Source organism: Idiomarina seosinensis (assembly GCF_003987275.1).
GTDB classification, from domain to species: Bacteria; Pseudomonadota; Gammaproteobacteria; order Enterobacterales; family Alteromonadaceae; genus Idiomarina; species Idiomarina seosinensis.
Map to the genome: position 1 here is coordinate 55,155 of NZ_PIQF01000005.1, position 16,745 is coordinate 71,899.

Annotated in this window: 14 protein-coding genes; 8 read left to right on the forward strand and 6 right to left on the reverse strand. The window is 48.5% G+C overall.

The window, feature by feature from the left end:
• Nucleotide 1: 1 nt before the first annotated feature.
• Together lpxL and tolC are read right to left on the reverse strand one after the other, a co-directional pair.
• A complete protein-coding gene (gene lpxL / locus CWI81_RS12390; RefSeq protein WP_126785632.1) occupies nucleotides 2-928 on the reverse strand; it encodes an LpxL/LpxP family Kdo(2)-lipid IV(A) lauroyl/palmitoleoyl acyltransferase in 927 nt (308 codons plus the stop codon).
• A gap of 108 nt (nucleotides 929-1,036) precedes the next feature.
• Nucleotides 1,037-2,425 (reverse strand): outer membrane channel protein TolC, encoded by a 1,389-nt coding sequence (gene tolC, locus CWI81_RS12395; protein ID WP_126785633.1) that lies wholly within the window; start codon nucleotides 2,423-2,425, stop codon nucleotides 1,037-1,039.
• A 187-nt stretch (nucleotides 2,426-2,612) separates the two neighbouring features.
• On the opposite strand from tolC, the gene CWI81_RS12400 reads away from it, so the two are divergent.
• The 6 genes from CWI81_RS12400 (at nucleotide 2,613) to rraB (ending at nucleotide 9,098) form a co-directional block, all read left to right on the forward strand.
• Entirely contained in the window at nucleotides 2,613-3,218 is a 606-nt protein-coding gene (locus tag CWI81_RS12400) for an NUDIX domain-containing protein (protein ID WP_420809718.1), read from the forward strand.
• A 10-nt stretch (nucleotides 3,219-3,228) separates the two neighbouring features.
• The gene (locus CWI81_RS12405; RefSeq protein ID WP_126785635.1) at nucleotides 3,229-3,687 is read left to right on the forward strand and encodes a DUF1249 domain-containing protein; all 459 of its coding nucleotides are present in this window, start codon (nucleotides 3,229-3,231) and stop codon (nucleotides 3,685-3,687) included.
• Nucleotides 3,688-3,765: 78 nt separating this feature from the next.
• Nucleotides 3,766-5,658, forward strand: a complete 1,893-nt coding sequence (parE, locus tag CWI81_RS12410; RefSeq protein ID WP_126785636.1) for a DNA topoisomerase IV subunit B — start codon at nucleotides 3,766-3,768, stop codon at nucleotides 5,656-5,658.
• Nucleotides 5,659-5,670: 12 nt separating this feature from the next.
• Complete coding sequence (parC, locus tag CWI81_RS12415) at nucleotides 5,671-7,947, forward strand: DNA topoisomerase IV subunit A (protein ID WP_126785637.1); 2,277 nt, start codon at nucleotides 5,671-5,673, stop codon at nucleotides 7,945-7,947.
• Nucleotides 7,948-8,007: 60 nt separating this feature from the next.
• Nucleotides 8,008-8,739, forward strand: a complete 732-nt coding sequence (locus CWI81_RS12420; RefSeq protein WP_126785638.1) for a 1-acylglycerol-3-phosphate O-acyltransferase — start codon at nucleotides 8,008-8,010, stop codon at nucleotides 8,737-8,739.
• Nucleotides 8,736-9,098, forward strand: coding sequence for a ribonuclease E inhibitor RraB (rraB, locus tag CWI81_RS12425; protein ID WP_126785639.1), 363 nt, complete (start codon nucleotides 8,736-8,738; stop codon nucleotides 9,096-9,098). Before CWI81_RS12420 ends, rraB begins: the two co-directional genes overlap by 4 nt.
• 13 nt (nucleotides 9,099-9,111) lie before the next feature.
• Here the strand turns inward: rraB and CWI81_RS12430 are convergent, their stop codons facing one another.
• The 3 genes from CWI81_RS12430 to pepA are packed head-to-tail and all read right to left on the reverse strand — an operon-like array spanning nucleotide 9,112 to nucleotide 13,928.
• Nucleotides 9,112-11,961, reverse strand: a complete 2,850-nt coding sequence (locus tag CWI81_RS12430; RefSeq protein WP_126785640.1) for a valine--tRNA ligase — start codon at nucleotides 11,959-11,961, stop codon at nucleotides 9,112-9,114.
• A 7-nt stretch (nucleotides 11,962-11,968) separates the two neighbouring features.
• Nucleotides 11,969-12,418: a DNA polymerase III subunit chi gene (locus CWI81_RS12435; protein ID WP_126785641.1), complete on the reverse strand. Its 450-nt coding sequence runs from the start codon at nucleotides 12,416-12,418 to the stop codon at nucleotides 11,969-11,971.
• Nucleotide 12,419: 1 nt separating this feature from the next.
• A complete protein-coding gene (gene pepA / locus CWI81_RS12440) occupies nucleotides 12,420-13,928 on the reverse strand; it encodes a leucyl aminopeptidase (RefSeq protein WP_126785642.1) in 1,509 nt (502 codons plus the stop codon).
• Between the two features lie 133 nt (nucleotides 13,929-14,061).
• Here pepA and lptF point away from each other — a divergent pair, with 133 nt between their 5' ends.
• Both lptF and lptG read left to right on the forward strand, forming a co-directional pair.
• The gene (lptF, locus tag CWI81_RS12445) at nucleotides 14,062-15,162 is read left to right on the forward strand and encodes an LPS export ABC transporter permease LptF (RefSeq protein WP_126785643.1); all 1,101 of its coding nucleotides are present in this window, start codon (nucleotides 14,062-14,064) and stop codon (nucleotides 15,160-15,162) included.
• Nucleotides 15,162-16,232 carry an LPS export ABC transporter permease LptG gene (gene lptG, locus CWI81_RS12450; protein WP_126785644.1) on the forward strand — a complete coding sequence of 357 codons (1,071 nt, stop codon included), beginning with the start codon at nucleotides 15,162-15,164 and terminating at the stop codon, nucleotides 16,230-16,232. Before lptF ends, lptG begins: the two co-directional genes overlap by 1 nt.
• Nucleotide 16,233: 1 nt before the next feature.
• On the opposite strand, the gene CWI81_RS12455 is transcribed toward lptG, so the two are convergent.
• Nucleotides 16,234-16,743 (reverse strand): RDD family protein, encoded by a 510-nt coding sequence (locus CWI81_RS12455; RefSeq protein WP_126785645.1) that lies wholly within the window; start codon nucleotides 16,741-16,743, stop codon nucleotides 16,234-16,236.
• Nucleotides 16,744-16,745 lie beyond the last annotated feature (2 nt).

The following is a 16,745-nucleotide window of genomic DNA, read 5'->3' on the forward strand; positions in this document are numbered from 1 at the left end:
CTTAATCGTAATAGCTGGGCATGTCTTTTTCGGGTCGGGTTTTAAACCGCCGGTGTACCCAAAGATATTGAGTCGGAGCTTTTAAAACCGCCTCTTCGACCAAGCTATTAATATAAGCCGCATCAGCTTTGTCATCACCGCTCGGGTAGCCTGTTAATGCTGGCTCGTAATAAACATCGTAGCCGCTACCGTCATCGCGGCGAACACAGCGACTGACCAGCACATTGCAATTAGGATGCTGCGCAAATAACGTGGTTCCGGTGGTCGTTGAGGCGTCTGCAACATTAAAAAAGGGGACAAACTCAACCCGTCTGCGGCCATAGTCCTGATCGGGCAAGTAACCAGCTATCTCGCCTTGTTTAATGGCATTAAGCATGCCTTTAACGTCACGTCTTTGAATCATATATTTATTGGAGCGACCACGCCCGCGTGTCTGCAAGAACTCCATGACAGCGTTATTGTGTGGGCGGTACAAACCAACAGCAGGCTTGACCAGTCCATGTAGCCGGGCATGAACTTCTAAACTTAAGAAATGAAACAACAGCATTAACACGCCCTTGCCATCTTTTTGCGCATTGTCTAAGTTTTCTCTGCCGTGAACATGCAGCTTGCGTTTAATTCGCCAGTTAGGCCACCACCAGGCAATACCTATTTCAAAATAGGCGATACCGGTATTTTCCAGATTCTTGGTGACTAGCTGTTCAATTTTTTCGGCTGAGTAGTCGGGAAAACACAGCTCTAAATTGCGTCTGGCAATGTTGACCCGGCGTGGCATGGCTTTCTTAAATAGTCGCCCCAGACCTTTGCCAAGCAGCAGTTGCAGACGGTATGGAAACCAGGAAACCAGGTATAGAAAAAGTACGCCCAGCCAGGTTAGCCAGAACTTAGGGTGTAGAAAATAGAGTTTGAATTTCGGCTTTTCGATCACGGTATGTTTTTATAACCAGCTAAGTTTTTCGGCATACTAGCACAAAAATAAAAGGCATCGTGAACAGACCTGTTACGATGCCTTTGTTACGCCATTTAAAAGAGTGTTTTAGTCAGCGGCTGTGCTGTCAACATTTTCTGATAGGCTGGCGTTTATCGAGTCTAAGTCGTTTGGAGTTAAGTCACCAATGGCTTGCTCTAAAGCCAGACGCTGGCGCACGTATCCGTAGCGTGCTTCGGCTAAATTACGACGCGCATTAAACAGATTACGAGTACTGTTTAATACGTCAACGATGGTACGGGTACCCACTTCAAAACCGGCTTCAGTTGCTTTTAAGGCGCTTTCTGCTGAGGTTACCGACTGTTGAAACGCTTTAATGCTAGAAATCGATGCATTGACATCATAAAAGGCGTTACGAACCTCACGCTCTACCGTGCGCTGAGTTTCTACCATGGTCTGACTGGAGGCAACGTAGTTGTCGCGAGCCTGTTTTGTTTGAGCTGAAACTCGGAAACCGGAGAAAATCGGTACACTGACGTTAAGTCCAATTGACTGATTATCCAGTCGTGGAGGATTGGTGGTCCGGTTAAAGCCGGCGCCTGTGGTATCGGTTTCGGTATCAGCCGTAGAATATTGGGCTGATAATGAAACGGTCGGATAGTGGCCTGTTTGCTGCAGCCTGATTTGCTGGCTAGCGATGTCGACTGAAACCATGCTCTGCATTAGGCTTAGGTTGCCATTCTCTGCTTTTTTGACCCATTGCTGGATGCTTGCGGGAGTTGGCTCTGAAGGCGAAAAAGATTCAGTATTGAGGCCAGCGAGTGAATCAGGATACTGACCCGTGATTTCGCGGATGTTTTCCATCGCAATTTTAACCGCATTACGCGCCTGAATTTCCTGGGCGACTGCGGTGTCAAACTGAGCTTGCGCTTCGTGTACATCAGTGATGGCGGTTAAGCCGACAGAGAAACGTTGTTTAGTTTGTTCCAGCTGGCGTTCAATGGCGCGTTTTTCTGCTTGCGCGAAGTCTAAATCATCTTGTGCTTGTAATGCTCCAAAATAGGCATTTACCACTCGCAGCATTAAACTTTGAGCGGCATCGCGATATCCTACTTCGGCACGATAAGCCTGCTTTTCGGCAATATCGGCTTGCTTCCATGTACTCCAGTCAAACACACTTTGGTTTAGAGTTAGACCAGCATTCCAGCCTGTTCGTTCGGAATCGAGTGTGACGTACGCATCCTGCGTCTCGAAATAGGTTTGTGATTCAGAAGTCGACTCTGAATACCCGAGTGAACCGGTCACCTGAGGCCAAAATGCTGACTTTGCGATATCAATATTTTTCTGCGCAGCGTCGCGTTCAGCGGCAGCGCGCAATAATGCAGGATCGTTTTTAGTAGCAAGTTGATAGATTTGAGCCAAATCGTCGGCGCTTGACGTAAATGTAACTGCGGAAAGTGCTAAACCAACAGTTGCGGACAGTAAATGCTTTTTCATCGTTTGTTATGTCCCGTAGCTATAATTGAGCAATTGACGAATATTTTACATACAGTGCTGAATGAATACCAGTTTAACCTGAGATTGATGTAACTTTAAGCGAAAGATGGTTTCAGATCACGCCTAAGTGTAACAGAATGTATGTTTATCGATGAATTGAACGAGAAATACGATAATAAGGATGACTGTGAAGGCAAAATTTCATAAAAAAGATGTACAGGTTGAAAAACGAGAAGCGTTACACAAAGGCTTTCTTTCTATTTTTCGTTACAGACTGCAGCACCGACTGTTTAATGGGGGCTGGAGCGAGACGATCGATAGGGAACTGATGGACCGCGGCGACGCGGTGATGGTTATTCCTTACGATCCAAAAACTAATGAGCTGGTCGTGTTGGAACAGTTTAGGGTCGGTGCAATGGAAAATGAGCACGGCCCTTGGTTGTTTGAATTTGTTGCTGGTATGTTCGATGCTGATGAGTCGGCCGAGCAAGTGGCCGAGCGAGAACTGATGGAAGAGGCTGGGCTAAAGGCCGAGCAACTGCAATACGCGTTAAGTTATTACTCGAGCCCCGGCGGCACTAATGAACGCCTTAGTATTTATATTGCCAAAGTAAACGCAGCTGATGCCGTTGAGCTAGGCGGTATTGCAGAAGAACATGAGGACATTCGGGTGAGCCGAATAGACTTTAATGAAGCAATTAGAATGTTAGAAAAAGGATATTTTAACAATGCGGCAAGCGTGATTGGGCTACAATGGATGCAGTTGCACACCGAACGATTATTTAACGACTGAGGAGAGTGGCTTGAACGGACAAAAGCAGTATGTAGTTGATGTTGCTGCATTGCATCAGTTGCATGAACGCAACTACGCAGGGCTAGTAAACCTATTGCCTAACTCTGCAGATGTTCCGGTCACTATTCGTGCCGGTCAATTTCTTATGTTCGAGCTGACCATTAAAAGCGAGTCACGTTATACTACTGACGTTGATATTGTTCAGCAGCCCAGTCATTGGGCTGCAAATTACTTACAGGCTAGCCTGGAAGTTCGTTTATACCACGATGTTCGCATGGCAGAGGTCATTGCTAGTCAGGGCGTTAGACGCTTGGCCGTGCATTATCAACAACCTAACCAGGATATGCGTCATCGTGATGAAAAATTTCAGGTTAATCAGTTTTTGGCGGACTGGCTGACGCTTTGTCGAGAGCAGGGTCAGGTAAGAGCGGCGGTTACCGATAAATTTATGCCGCATGGCTTCAAATAAGAAGCTGATAACGGTACATTGATGGCAGCCATTCGGCGTCTATAACAATAAAGCGCTAAGCGATAATAACAGGAACTCATGACAGACTATAAATCCGATTCAATAGAAGTGCTGAATGGGCTGGAGCCTGTGCAGCGCCGACCGGGAATGTACACCGATACAACCCGACCTAATCACCTTGGCCAGGAAGTTATTGATAATAGTGTGGACGAAGCGCTCGCTGGCCACGCTAAAACTGTTACCGTTATCTTACACCAGGATCAGTCACTTGAAGTGTTAGACGACGGACGCGGAATGCCCGTTGATATACACCCTGAAGAAAAAGTTCCCGGGGTCGAACTGATCATGAGCAAACTTCACGCGGGTGGCAAATTCTCCAACAAAAGTTATCAATTCTCCGGTGGCTTGCACGGGGTTGGAATCTCGGTTGTTAACGCACTGTCGAAACGGGTCGAGTTGACCATCAAACGTGATGGTAAGGTCTATGAAATGGCCTACGAGAACGGTGACAAGGTCAGTGAGCTGGAGGTAACGGGCAGCTGTGGCAAGCGCAACACCGGCACCCGGGTTCATTTTTGGCCAGACACCAAATACTTTGATGCGCCGAAGTTTTCGGTGACTAAACTGCGCCATTTGTTGCGCGCGAAAGCGGTACTCTGTCCAGGCCTGACCATTCAGTTTAAAAATCATGTTGATGAACAAGAGGACAGTTGGTTTTATCAGGATGGTCTGACCGACTATTTAATTGAAGCAGTCAGTGACATTCCTACCCTACCAGAAGAGCCTTTTGACGGCAGTTTCTCGGGCCAGACCGAAGCCGTTGACTGGGCAGTCACCTGGCTGCCAGAAGGCGGCGAAGGGGTTAACGAAAGTTACGTTAATCTAATCCCAACCGCTCTTGGTGGCACCCACGTTAATGGTTTGCGGCAGGGTTTATTAGAAGCAATGCGCGAGTTCTGTGAGTTTCGTAATTTATTGCCGCGTGGCGTTAAATTAACCCCCGAAGATGTCTGGGAACGCTGTAGCTATATCCTGTCGACCAAAATGCAGGACCCGCAATTTGCAGGACAAACAAAAGAGCGGTTATCGTCGCGTCAATCGGCAAGTTTCATCTCGGGCATTGTAAAGGATGCTTTTAGTCTCTGGTTAAACGAACACACCGAACAAGCCGAAGCATTAGCAGATCTGTGTATCTCTAATGCGCAACGCCGACTAAAAGCCAGCAAAAAAGTGGTGCGCAAAAAAGTCACCCAGGGCCCAGCATTACCCGGCAAGCTGACTGACTGTAGCAGTCAGGAGCCGTCGCGTAGTGAGTTGTTTCTAGTCGAGGGTGACTCAGCCGGCGGTTCGGCCAAGCAAGCCAGGGACAGAGACTTTCAGGCGGTAATGCCGCTGCGCGGTAAAATTCTTAATACCTGGGAAGTTGAGCCCGACCAAATTTTGGCGTCGCAGGAAATCCACGATATTTCAGTTGCAGTGGGAGTGGACCCCAACACGGTTGACCTGGACAAGCTGCGCTACAACAAAATTTGCGTATTAGCGGATGCTGACTCGGATGGTCTGCATATTGCGACACTGCTGTGTGCCTTATTCGTAAAACATTTTCGGCCTCTGGTGGAGAACGGTCATATTTTTGTGGCGATGCCTCCGTTGTATCGTATCGATGTCGGCAAAGACGTTTTTTATGCTCTGGACGAGGACGAAAAACGCGGCATTTTAGACCGTATTGAAGCTGAAAAACGCAAGGGTAAGGTTAATGTGCAACGCTTTAAAGGCTTAGGCGAAATGAACCCGTTAACGTTGCGCGAAACGACTATGGATCCGAATACTCGTCGCCTTGTTCAGCTGACCATAGATGACGCAGAGCAGATGGAAGAACTAATGGACATGCTGTTGGCTAAGAAGCGTTCTTCAGATCGCAGAGCCTGGTTAGAAAGCAAAGGCAATATGGCCGATTTGGCTGAGCTGTAACGGAGATTATAAATGTCGACGGAAGTTACTGAACAGACACCGTTAAGCCGCTTTACCGAAGAGGCTTACCTAAATTATTCCATGTACGTGATAATGGACCGGGCACTGCCGCATATTGGCGATGGCTTAAAACCGGTGCAGCGACGTATTGTCTATGCGATGTCCGAACTGGGTTTATCAGCACTGGCGAAATATAAAAAATCAGCGCGTACCGTTGGTGATGTGTTGGGTAAGTTCCACCCACACGGCGACAGTGCTTGTTACGAAGCCATGGTGTTAATGGCTCAACCTTTTTCCTATCGTTATCCCTTGGTCGATGGGCAGGGCAACTGGGGCTCCCCGGATGATCCTAAATCGTTTGCAGCAATGCGTTATACCGAAGCAAAGTTGTCACGTTTTAGCGAAGTTTTACTCAGCGAATTAGGGCAGGGCACCTCCGATTGGATACCGAACTTTGACGGTACCATGAAAGAGCCTAAAGTCTTGCCTTCGCGACTACCGCATATTTTGCTAAACGGTGTGACCGGTATCGCGGTGGGTATGGCAACGGATATTCCACCGCATAACGTGCGTGAAGTCGCCAATGCCTGTGCTTTATTACTGGATAAACCCAGTGCCGACTTGGATCAGGTGATGGAGCATTTACACGGGCCTGATTACCCGACGGATGCAGAGATTATTACCCCCGCGGCGGATATCAAAAAGCTGTATGAGAGCGGTCGTGGCACCATCAAAATGCGCGCTAAGTATTTTATGGAAGATGGGGAAGTGGTTATTACCGCACTACCGCATCATGCGTCGGGCGCCAAAATTCTGGAGCAAGTAGCGGCTCAAATGCAGGCTAAAAAGCTGCCGTTAGTGTCGGACTTACGTGACGAATCGGATCACGAAAACCCAACTCGGCTGGTGGTTGTCCCACGCTCGAACCGAGTCGACGTAGAACAGTTGATGGCGCATTTATTTGCTACCACAGACTTAGAAAAACAATATCGGGTGAATCTGAATATTCTGGGTCTGGACGGCCGGCCTAAGGTTAAGCCGCTAGTCGGTATTTTAACTGAATGGCTGCAGTATCGACTGCAAACGGTTACTCGCCGCCTGCAGTACCGGTTAGACAAAGTGATGGCGCGGCTGCACTTGCTCGAAGGTTTGCTGATTGCTTACCTGAATATCGACGAAGTGATAGAAATTATTCGTTACGAAGATAAGCCCAAGCAAGAGCTGGTCAAGCGCTTTGGATTAAGTGATAAACAAGCTGAAGCGATTCTCGAATTAAAACTTCGCCACTTAGCCAAATTGGAAGAGATGAAGCTAAAAGGCGAACAGGACGAGTTAGAGAAAGAACGGGAAAAGCTGGAAACTTTGCTGGGCTCTGATCGTCGCTTAAAAACCTTGATTAAGAAGGAGCTATTAGCGGATGCTAAAGCTTATGGCGATGATCGCCGCTCGCCACTGGTAACCCGCAGTGAGTCAAAAGCGCTAACAGAACGAGAGCTGACCCCTGCTGAGTCAGTGACGGTAGTGCTGTCGAAAAAGGGCTGGGTACGCAGTGCTAAAGGGCATGATATCGATGGCGAAAAGTTAAGTTATAAATCCGGCGACAGTTTTCTGGCATCGGCCGAAGGTAAAAGCAATCAACCGGTGGTGTTTGTTGATTCCTCCGGGCGCAGTTACTCGTGTGAAGCACACCTGTTACCGTCTGCACGCAGTCAGGGGGAACCGTTGACCGGCCGCTTCAATATTGTCGGTGGTGAATCGGTTGAACATGTTTTAATGGGCAAAGAACCGCAACACTACTTATTAGCGTCTGACGCCGGTTATGGGTTTGTGTGTCAGTTTAATGATTTGGTTAGCCGTAATAAAAACGGGAAAGCTATTTTAACACTGCCAACTGGTGGCAAAGTATTAGCGCCAATAACGGTTAACGACGTTAATAACGATAGTGTGGTTGTCGTCTCCAATGAGGGCAGAATGCTGGTGTTCCCGGTTGCTGATTTGCCGCAGTTGAGTAAAGGCAAAGGTAATAAACTGATTAACATTCCGGCGTTACGAGCTCAAGGCCGCGAAGAATACGTAGTGGCACTAGCAACGGTACCCGAAGGCGCTGTGGTGACTTTACAGGCTGGTAAGCGCAAGCTGACCTTAAAACCATCAGATATTGAACATTATCGTGGTGAGCGCGGACGTCGTGGCAACAAGCTTCCACGTGGCCTACAGCGAGTAGATGCTATTACTGTTGAGAATGCTGCAGAGAAAAATGAGGTGGTTGAGCCAACGGATGACGACTGATCGGACGTTTATCAGCATTAAAAAAGCTATACTAGCGGGACTCAATAACAAGGAGAAAAGATGTTAGCTGCGTTTCGCTGGTTATTATTAGGGGTATTTGTTGTTCTTTTTGGTATTGGTGGCTGTTTGTTTTGCATCTTACGGCCATTCCATCGCAACAATACCTTTATATGGGCACGGGTTTTTGGTTGGGCGACCCGCATATTGGGGCTGAAACTTAGGGTGAAAGTACATTCTGATGTGCCTAACGGAGGGCCCTATGTCTATATATGTAACCACCAGAACAGTTGGGAAATATTTACGATAGCGGCAACTCTGCCGCCTAATACGGTCACGGTAGGGAAAAAGAGCCTGCGCTGGATACCGTTTTTTGGATGGCTGTATTGGCTGGCTGGCAATATCCTGATTGATCGCAAGAACAAAGGCAAAGCACACGGCACTATTGCGCAAACAGCTACCGCAATAAAAAAGAGAGATATTTCGGTGTGGATGTTCCCTGAAGGAACACGTAGTAACGGGCGTGGCTTGTTACCATTTAAAAATGGTGCTTTTCACACTGCGTTTCAGGCTGGCGTCGATATCGTACCGGTGTGTGTGTCTAACTTACATGATAAAATCAAAATGAACCGGTGGGATAATGGGGAGCTCCGAGTAGAGTTTTTACAACCGGTTAAAATAGCTAATTTTCGCAAAGAAACTCTGCGCGATTTAAGCAAACAGTGCCATCAGCAAATGGCGCATAAAATTGCTGAACTTGATAAACCACAGCAGTCAGAGAAGGAAAATGCATGACGGTTAATTTAGATGAGCTATTGCAACAAAGTCAGCAAACCATTGAGGCTCTGATTGATGATGGTGCTGACCCGTCGCAGCTTTATGAAATAGAGCACCATTTAGCCAGCCAGGACTTTACTAAGCTGGAAAAAGCGGCCGTCGAGTTGGTTAAAGAAGGCTACCACGTTGATGATGCTGATGAATTTGAAGACGAGCAAGGTCAGCGCTGGTTCGCATTTGCAGCTTCAGTCGATGTTGAACTGGATGAGGCTGTATTAGCTCGCCAGGTCCGAGAAGTCGCAGCGATAGCCAACGAGTGCCAGGTCGACTACGATGGCTGGGGAACGCTGCTCGACGACGAATTTGAAGAAGAGTAAAACAGAAGCGCTATTATAGCGCTTCTATTTTTTCCAGTTGCTCTTTCAGCTGATCAACCAATTCCTCAGCCTCTTTTTGCTTTTCACGCTCTTTAGCAATTACTGCTTCCGGCGCTTTACTAACAAAGTTTTCATTGCTGAGCTTGCCGCTAACGCGCTGCAGGTCTTTTTCCGCCTTTTCTATTGCTTTAGTCAGACGTTTAAGCTCTGCCTCTTTGTCAATCAGTCCCGCCATCGGAATATGCAGCTGCAGGTTATCGACTAAGGCTGTCATACTCGCAGGCGGCTCTTGATCGTCGGCTAAAAACTCAATCGAATCTAACTTGGCTAAGCTGGCTAAAAAGTTTTTATTCTGTTCAATTCGGCCAGTCGCTATTTGGTCAGCATGAGACAGTAACAGCGGCAGCGATTTATTAGGTGATAAATCCATCTCGCCACGAATGTTACGCACTGCAACGATAACCCGTTTTAGCCACTCCATATCTTGCATTGCCTGTACGTCGGTACTTTCTGTAACCGTCGGGAAAGGCTGCAGCATAATGGTCTCGCCACCTATGCCGGCTAATGGTTTAACACGCTGCCAGATGGTTTCGGTGATATAAGGCGTAATTGGATGCAACAAACGCAACAGCTGCTCTAACACTGAAACGAGCGTATGCCGGGTGCCACGCTGTTCTACTTCAGTACCGTTTTGTAGCACTGGCTTGGTCAGTTCAAGATACCAGTCACAGAATTGATTCCAGGTAAATTCATAGGCAATGGAGGCCGCCATATCAAACCGGTAGTTGTCCAGTGCTTGACGGAACTCTTTTACCGTTGCGTTAAAGCGAGCAAGGATCCATTGGTCAGCCAGGGACAGAGACATGTCGCCGCCTTTAGCTCCGCAGTCGTGCTGCTCGGTGTTCATTAACACAAAGCGGCTGGCATTCCACAGCTTATTGCAAAAATTACGGTAGCCTTCCAGGCGCTTCATATCCCAGTTAATGTCGCGGCCAGTCGAGGCAAGTGCTGTTAACGTAAAGCGCAGGGCATCAGTTCCATGCGCCGAAATTCCCTCAGGGAATTGCTTACGCGTGGACTTTTCGATTTTCTCACGCATTTTAGGCTGCATCAGGTTGGCGGTGCGCTTGGCCACTAACTCGTCTGCACTAATACCGTCGATCATGTCCAGCGGGTCTAAAACATTGCCCTTAGACTTAGACATCTTTTGACCTTCTTCGTCGCGAATAAGGCCAGTAACGTACACCTTCTTAAACGGAACTTGTGGTTGCCCTTGTTCATCTTTCATAAAGTGCATGGTCATCATGATCATGCGGGCAACCCAGAAGAAAATGATATCAAAGCCGGTGACCAGCACATCCGTAGGGTGGAAGGTCTTTAAGTCATCGGTTTTTTCCGGCCAGCCGAGGGTCGAAAACGTCCATAGTGCTGATGAGAACCAGGTGTCCAGTACATCTTCGTCCTGAGTTAAAGCGATATCGCCAAGGTTATTCTGCTGGCGCACTTCTTCCTCGTTACGGCCAACATACACATTGCCGTCGTTATCATACCAGGCAGGAATTCGGTGACCCCACCATAACTGGCGAGATATACACCAGTCCTGAATGTCACGCATCCAGCTAAAGTACATATTTTCGTACTGCTTTGGTACAAACTCGATACGGCCGTCTTCGACCGCTGCGGTCGCTTGCTCCGCCAGGGGAGCGGCGCGAACATACCATTGATCGGTTAGGTGAGGTTCAATAGGAACGCCGCCCCGATCGCCATAAGGCACCTTGTTGGTGTGCTTCTCAGTTTTTTCGAGTAAGCCATTACTATCAAATTCTTCAATTAGCTGCTTGCGAGCGTCGAACCGGTCAAGGCCTGCGTATCGCTCAGGCAGTTCGCCATTAAAGCCATTGAGTTCAGTTAGCTGCTCGCCGGTACTGGTATAAAGGCCTGCTTTTGCCAGTACGGTGGCGGTGTCGTCAAACACCGAAATCATCCCCATTTGGTTACGCTTACCAACTTCGTAGTCATTAAAGTCGTGAGCAGGGGTAATTTTAACGCAACCGGTACCAAATTCTGCGTCTACGTAGTCGTCTGCAATAATTGGAATACGGCGATTAACAACCGGTAGCTCGACCTGTTTTCCGACTAAGTGACGGTAGCGCTCATCGTCCGGATGCACAGCAATGCAAATATCGCCCAGCATAGTTTCTGGTCGGGTGGTTGCAACCACCAGGTAGTCTTTACCGTCCTGAGTTTTTGCACCCTCGGCCAGCGGGTAACGCAGGTGCCAGATAAAACCTTGCTGTTCTTTATTCTCTACTTCCAGGTCAGAAATTGCAGTCTGTAGCTTGGGATCCCAGTTAACCAACCGCTTGCCGCGGTAGATTAGGTTGTCTTTATGCAATTGCACAAACACTTCGCGGACCGCTTTTGACAGCCCTTCGTCCATGGTAAACCGCTCGCGATCCCAATCGACAGAGTCACCGAGGCGACGCATTTGCTGGGTTATCGTGCCGCCAGACTCGGCCTTCCACTCCCAGACTTTATCGATGAACTTGTCACGTCCCAGCTGCTGCCGCGATGAGCCTTCAGCAGCGAGTTGTCGTTCGACCACCATCTGAGTGGCGATGCCGGCATGGTCAGAGCCCACTTGCCACAATGTATTACTGCCGTCCATTCGCTGGTAACGGGTCAGTATGTCCATAATGGTATGTTGAAAAGCGTGGCCCATGTGCAAGCTGCCGGTGACGTTCGGTGGTGGAATCATAATGGAGTAGGAGTCACCTTCGCCACTGGGCTTAAAGTAGCCTTTTTCTTCCCACTGCTGGTAGAGGTTCTCTTCAATGTCTTTAGGGGAGTACGTCTTGTCCATAATGACCTTATTTCTGCTCTGGATTTAAAGGCTGGGTGTGCAACTGACACCCATTGGCCCGATAGTGTTTATAACGCTCGCGAGCGAGCTTTTTGCCGGCGTCATCGCTGGGCACAACATCAAATACCGTTTGGCTTTGTTGCGCCTGCACCGGTACTTGGTCTGCTAAGTTCAATAAAACATAGCCAGGCCGACGCTGAATGCCACTTGCTTCCGGCCAGCATAATTCAACAGGTACGCCATTGGCCGGGCCCTCGCCGTAGAGGTTATGCGGTATAAAGGCGTCTGCTGGCCGCTGCCATAACAGCTCGTCGAGGGCCTCGGCGTGAGTCTTATCGCGGCCCCAGACCCGAACTTTTTTGTGCTGCCGAAAAAGGTCCGCAATTCTATCGCAAATCAGGTTGTTTTGCTCGCTTTCGTCGACATCCGGCAGTAAGAAAAAAGTAACGTTTGGCATATCAGTCGTTAGCTTCTGAACTGTTGCAACGGTTGATCAAAAATTGCGTCAGTAAAGGCACCGGACGACCGGTCGAACCTTTATTAGCGCCACCGTTCCAAGCGGTGCCGGCAATATCCATATGTGCCCAAGTGTATTTTTTAGTAAAACGCGATAAGAAGCAGGCGGCGGTAATGGTGCCTGCTTCTTTACCACCTAAATTCTGCATGTCGGCAAATGGGCTATCAAGTTGTGACTGATATTCATCCCATAATGGCAAGCGCCAGGCTTTGTCACCACTTTGCGCTGCCGCATTGAGAATTTCGCTGGCTAGCGGGTTATGCTGACTTAAAACGGCCGATGCGTGGGAGCCTAAAGCGACCACACAGGCGCCGGTTAAGGTGGCCATATCAATAACCAGTTCCGGCTCAAACCGTTCGACATAAGTCAGTGTATCGCATAACACCAGTCGGCCTTCCGCGTCAGTATTTAAAACTTCAACGGTTTGTCCACTCATGGTAGTCAGAATATCGCCCGGGCGATACGCTTTGCCGTCTGGCATGTTTTCGCAGCCCGCCATAACTCCAATAACATTAATCGGCAGTTGTAGCTCGGCGAGCGATTGCATAGCACCAATAACGCCAGCGGCACCCCCCATGTCGTATTTCATCTCATCCATATTGGCAGATGGTTTGATTGAGATACCACCCGAGTCGAAAGTCAGGCCCTTGCCGACCAGAACAATCGGGGCTTGGTCGTCTGGCGCGCCGCGGTAATGCATCAAAGTGAGCACTGACTCGTGATCTGACCCACGACCAACAGCTAAGTATGCGTTCATACCCAGCTCTTCCATTTCTTTTTCCTCAACCGTGGTCACGGTTAGGTTGTCAAACTGTCCGGCAATTTCCTGAGCTTGTTCGGCAAGATAGCGAGGAGTGCAAATATTCGGTGGCATATTGGCCACATCACGACAGCGATCCATGCCAGCTGCAACGCCTAAACCGTGTTGTACAGCTTGTTCGCCAATAGCCAGTTCTTTGCGGCTCGGCACATTAAAGATTAATTTGCGTAACGGTCGGCGTGGCTCTTCTTTTTTAGTTTTTAATTGATTAAAACTGTATATAGAAGCACGTGCGGCCTCAACGGCCTGGCGTACTTTCCAATAAGTGTCACGGCCTTTCACATGCAGTTCGCTTAAAAAGCACACTGCCTCCATCGAGCCTGTCTCGTTAAGTGTATTGATAGTTTTAGCAATAATTTGGCGGTATTGGCGCTCGTCTAACTCGCGCTCTTTGCCACAACCTACCAACAGCACTCGCTCGGCTAACACGTTAGGTACATGATGCAATAGCAGGACCTGGCCCGACTTGCCTTCGAGATCCCCACGGCGCAATAGATTACTTAAGTAGCCCTCGCTGACATTGTCTAATTGCTCGGCTACTCCTGAAAGTCGACGTGGCTCAAACACTCCAACGACGATACAAGCAGAGCGTTGTTTTTCCGGGTTACCACTTTTTACGCTGAACTCCATGAAAAGGCTCCTGTTTCGATAGGGCTAAAGGCCTGCTATAGTTTACCTAAAGCATAAATTTGTTGTTAAAATAACAAGTTTACTTAAAAATCACAGCTATTCCAGTAAAAACCAATGTTAAGAGTTGAGACCAGTGCGCATTTTTAAATATTTAATCAGCGAGACGTTTAAATCTCAGCTCGCCGTTTTGTTTATTCTGATGACGATTTTCGTCAGTCAGAAGTTTGTGCGTGTGCTATCTGACGCGTCTGAAGGCGATATTCCGGGAACCATCATTTTTCAGTTGTTATCGCTGAATCTGCCAGCACTGTTGTCATTGATTCTGCCGTTAAGTTTATTTTTAGGAATTCTGCTGGCGCACGGCCGTATCTATGCAGACAACGAGATGACGGTGTTGCATGCCTGCGGAGTCAGCGAGTGGTACGTTACCCGCGTAACGTTGGTGGTAGCGCTTATTTTGGCGCTGGCAACTGCGGCGTTAACCCTGTGGGCAGTCCCCTGGGCTCTGGATCAGGAGCAACAAATAGAAGATAAAGCTCGCTCGGAGACCGGCTTAACCGCACTGATACCCGGCCGCTTCCAACAGGCTAGCAACCAAAAAGCCGTGATTTTTGTGCAGCAGCAAACAGATAACGGGCAGCTGGATAAGGTGTTTGTCGCCCAACACCAGCACGAGCAGGGCGAAATACAGTCCGGTAGTGTGGTTATGGCCGATACCGGCCGAGTGATCACTGAAACGTCGGGTTCACAGTGGCTGGAACTAAATTCCGGTAAGCGCTTTGCCGGCGACGGAGACAGCTATCAGTTAATGACTTTTGACAGTTATCGGTTGCAGATAAAAGAACAACCGGTGAATGAGCAATTGCGTAAACTTGAAGCTTACAGCACACCAGAGTTGTTGCGCGAGAACAGTACAGCCGCTATCGCCGAATTTCAGTGGCGGGTTGCCATCCCACTGGCAATGCCACTGCTCACTTTAATTGCGGTACCGTTAAGCCGGGTCAACCCAAGGCAGGGGAAATTCGCCCGGATGGCGCCAGCATTGCTGATTTACCTCGGCTATTTTTTACTGCTAATGGCGGCGAAATCGGCTATTCGTGATGGCGTAATTCCGACCAGCATTGGGTTATGGTGGATTCATATAGGGCTGCTGATTTTCGGCATCATTTTAATTGGCAAAGGTCGCCCAACGGGGCTGAGAGTATTAGCGAGTATGCGCTGGGGGCGTAGTTAATGTTTGGAATTTTAGACAGATACATTGGCATTACCGTCCTGCGAACGTCGTTATTAAGTTTAGCGGTGCTGACTGGGCTGTCATCACTTATTCGATTTGTCGAACAGCTAAAATCCGTCGGTCGGGGCAACTACGAAGTGATGGACGCCGCTCTATTTGTCTTTTATAGCCTGCCACGCGATATTGAAGTTTTCTTCCCAATGGCTGCATTGTTGGGGGGGTTAATTGGCATGGGCATGTTAGCCAGTAATTCTGAGTTGGTGGTGATGATGGCTGCGGGCCGGTCGCGGCTCAATATAATCACTGCTGTAATGAAAACCGCAATCATTATGATGGTAGCGGTTATGGCCATTGGTGAATGGGTGGCGCCGCCGATGGAAGCAAAAGGCCGCCTGATCCGTGCTCAGGAGATTTCCGGAGGGAGCTTAATATCGGCGCAACGTGGTGTCTGGGCTAAAGATGGCAACAACTTTATTAATATTGGAGAAGTGCAGGACACCGGTCAATTAAACAGTGTGCTTATTTATCAGTTTGATGGTGAGCAACAGTTAGAAACAGTCACTTATGCGCGTTCAGCGGTGTTTCAGGATCAAAGCTGGCGGTTAAATCAGGTAACCGTAACTGAATTGCTGGAACGAGAAATCATTGAGCGCTCGGTACCCTCGAAGACATGGCAGTCGTCCTTAACGCCCGATAAATTAGGTGTGGTGACGGTCAAGCCCGAATCGCTATCGATTAGCGGCTTAGTGGATTACCTGACTTATTTAGAGAGTAACCAGCAATCGGCGCAGCGTTATGAACTGGCGCTTTGGCGTAAACTACTGGCACCAGTAACTGTAGCCGTGATGTTGCTGGTGGCTTTGTCGTTTATCTTTGGACCGCTGCGCTCGACCAGTATGGGAGCAAGAATCTTGTTAGGTGTAATTACGGGTTTCGGTTTTCATGTCACTAATGAGATTTTTGGGCCATTGGCTCAGGTTTACCAGATTCCTGCGGTACTCGGTGCGCTGTTGCCAAGCCTGGTGTTTGCCGGCCTGGCGGTCTATTTTATGCAGCGAAAAGGTAACTGATTTAGAGATCCTGCCAATAAAATAGCTGGTTGGCTTCTTTTGATAATACCACCAGCTCGGTTCCGGCAACATAGTCTTGCAGCGCTCGACGGTTTTTAAAATCGAGTAACATCCATAGCGAACCTAAGCCTGCCAGACAGGTCAGTAAACGCAGCAGTGTTTGTTTTAGAGTAAGCTTACTACCGTCCCGGTTTTGCAATTTTAAACGCCAGGCTCGCATACCAATAGTTTGACCTGAGCTGCGCCAGAAATAGCCGAAAAAACACGCCAGTACAAGTAATAGATAAATGCCAAACCAAGGGCCTTGCGTTAGCCATGCGGCATGGTCAAAGTCTTCAGTCAGTGTTATAAAACTCATCGTTGCCAGCGCGCCGGCAACAGCCAGCGCGATAGCAGAGGCTAGCATGATGACCGCGGCTGCAACCAATAAATCATAAACCCACGCGGCTAAACGCCTTAAAAAACCTGCACTTGGGAAACTTGCGTGTAATTTTTGAGCTTCAGTAACCATAA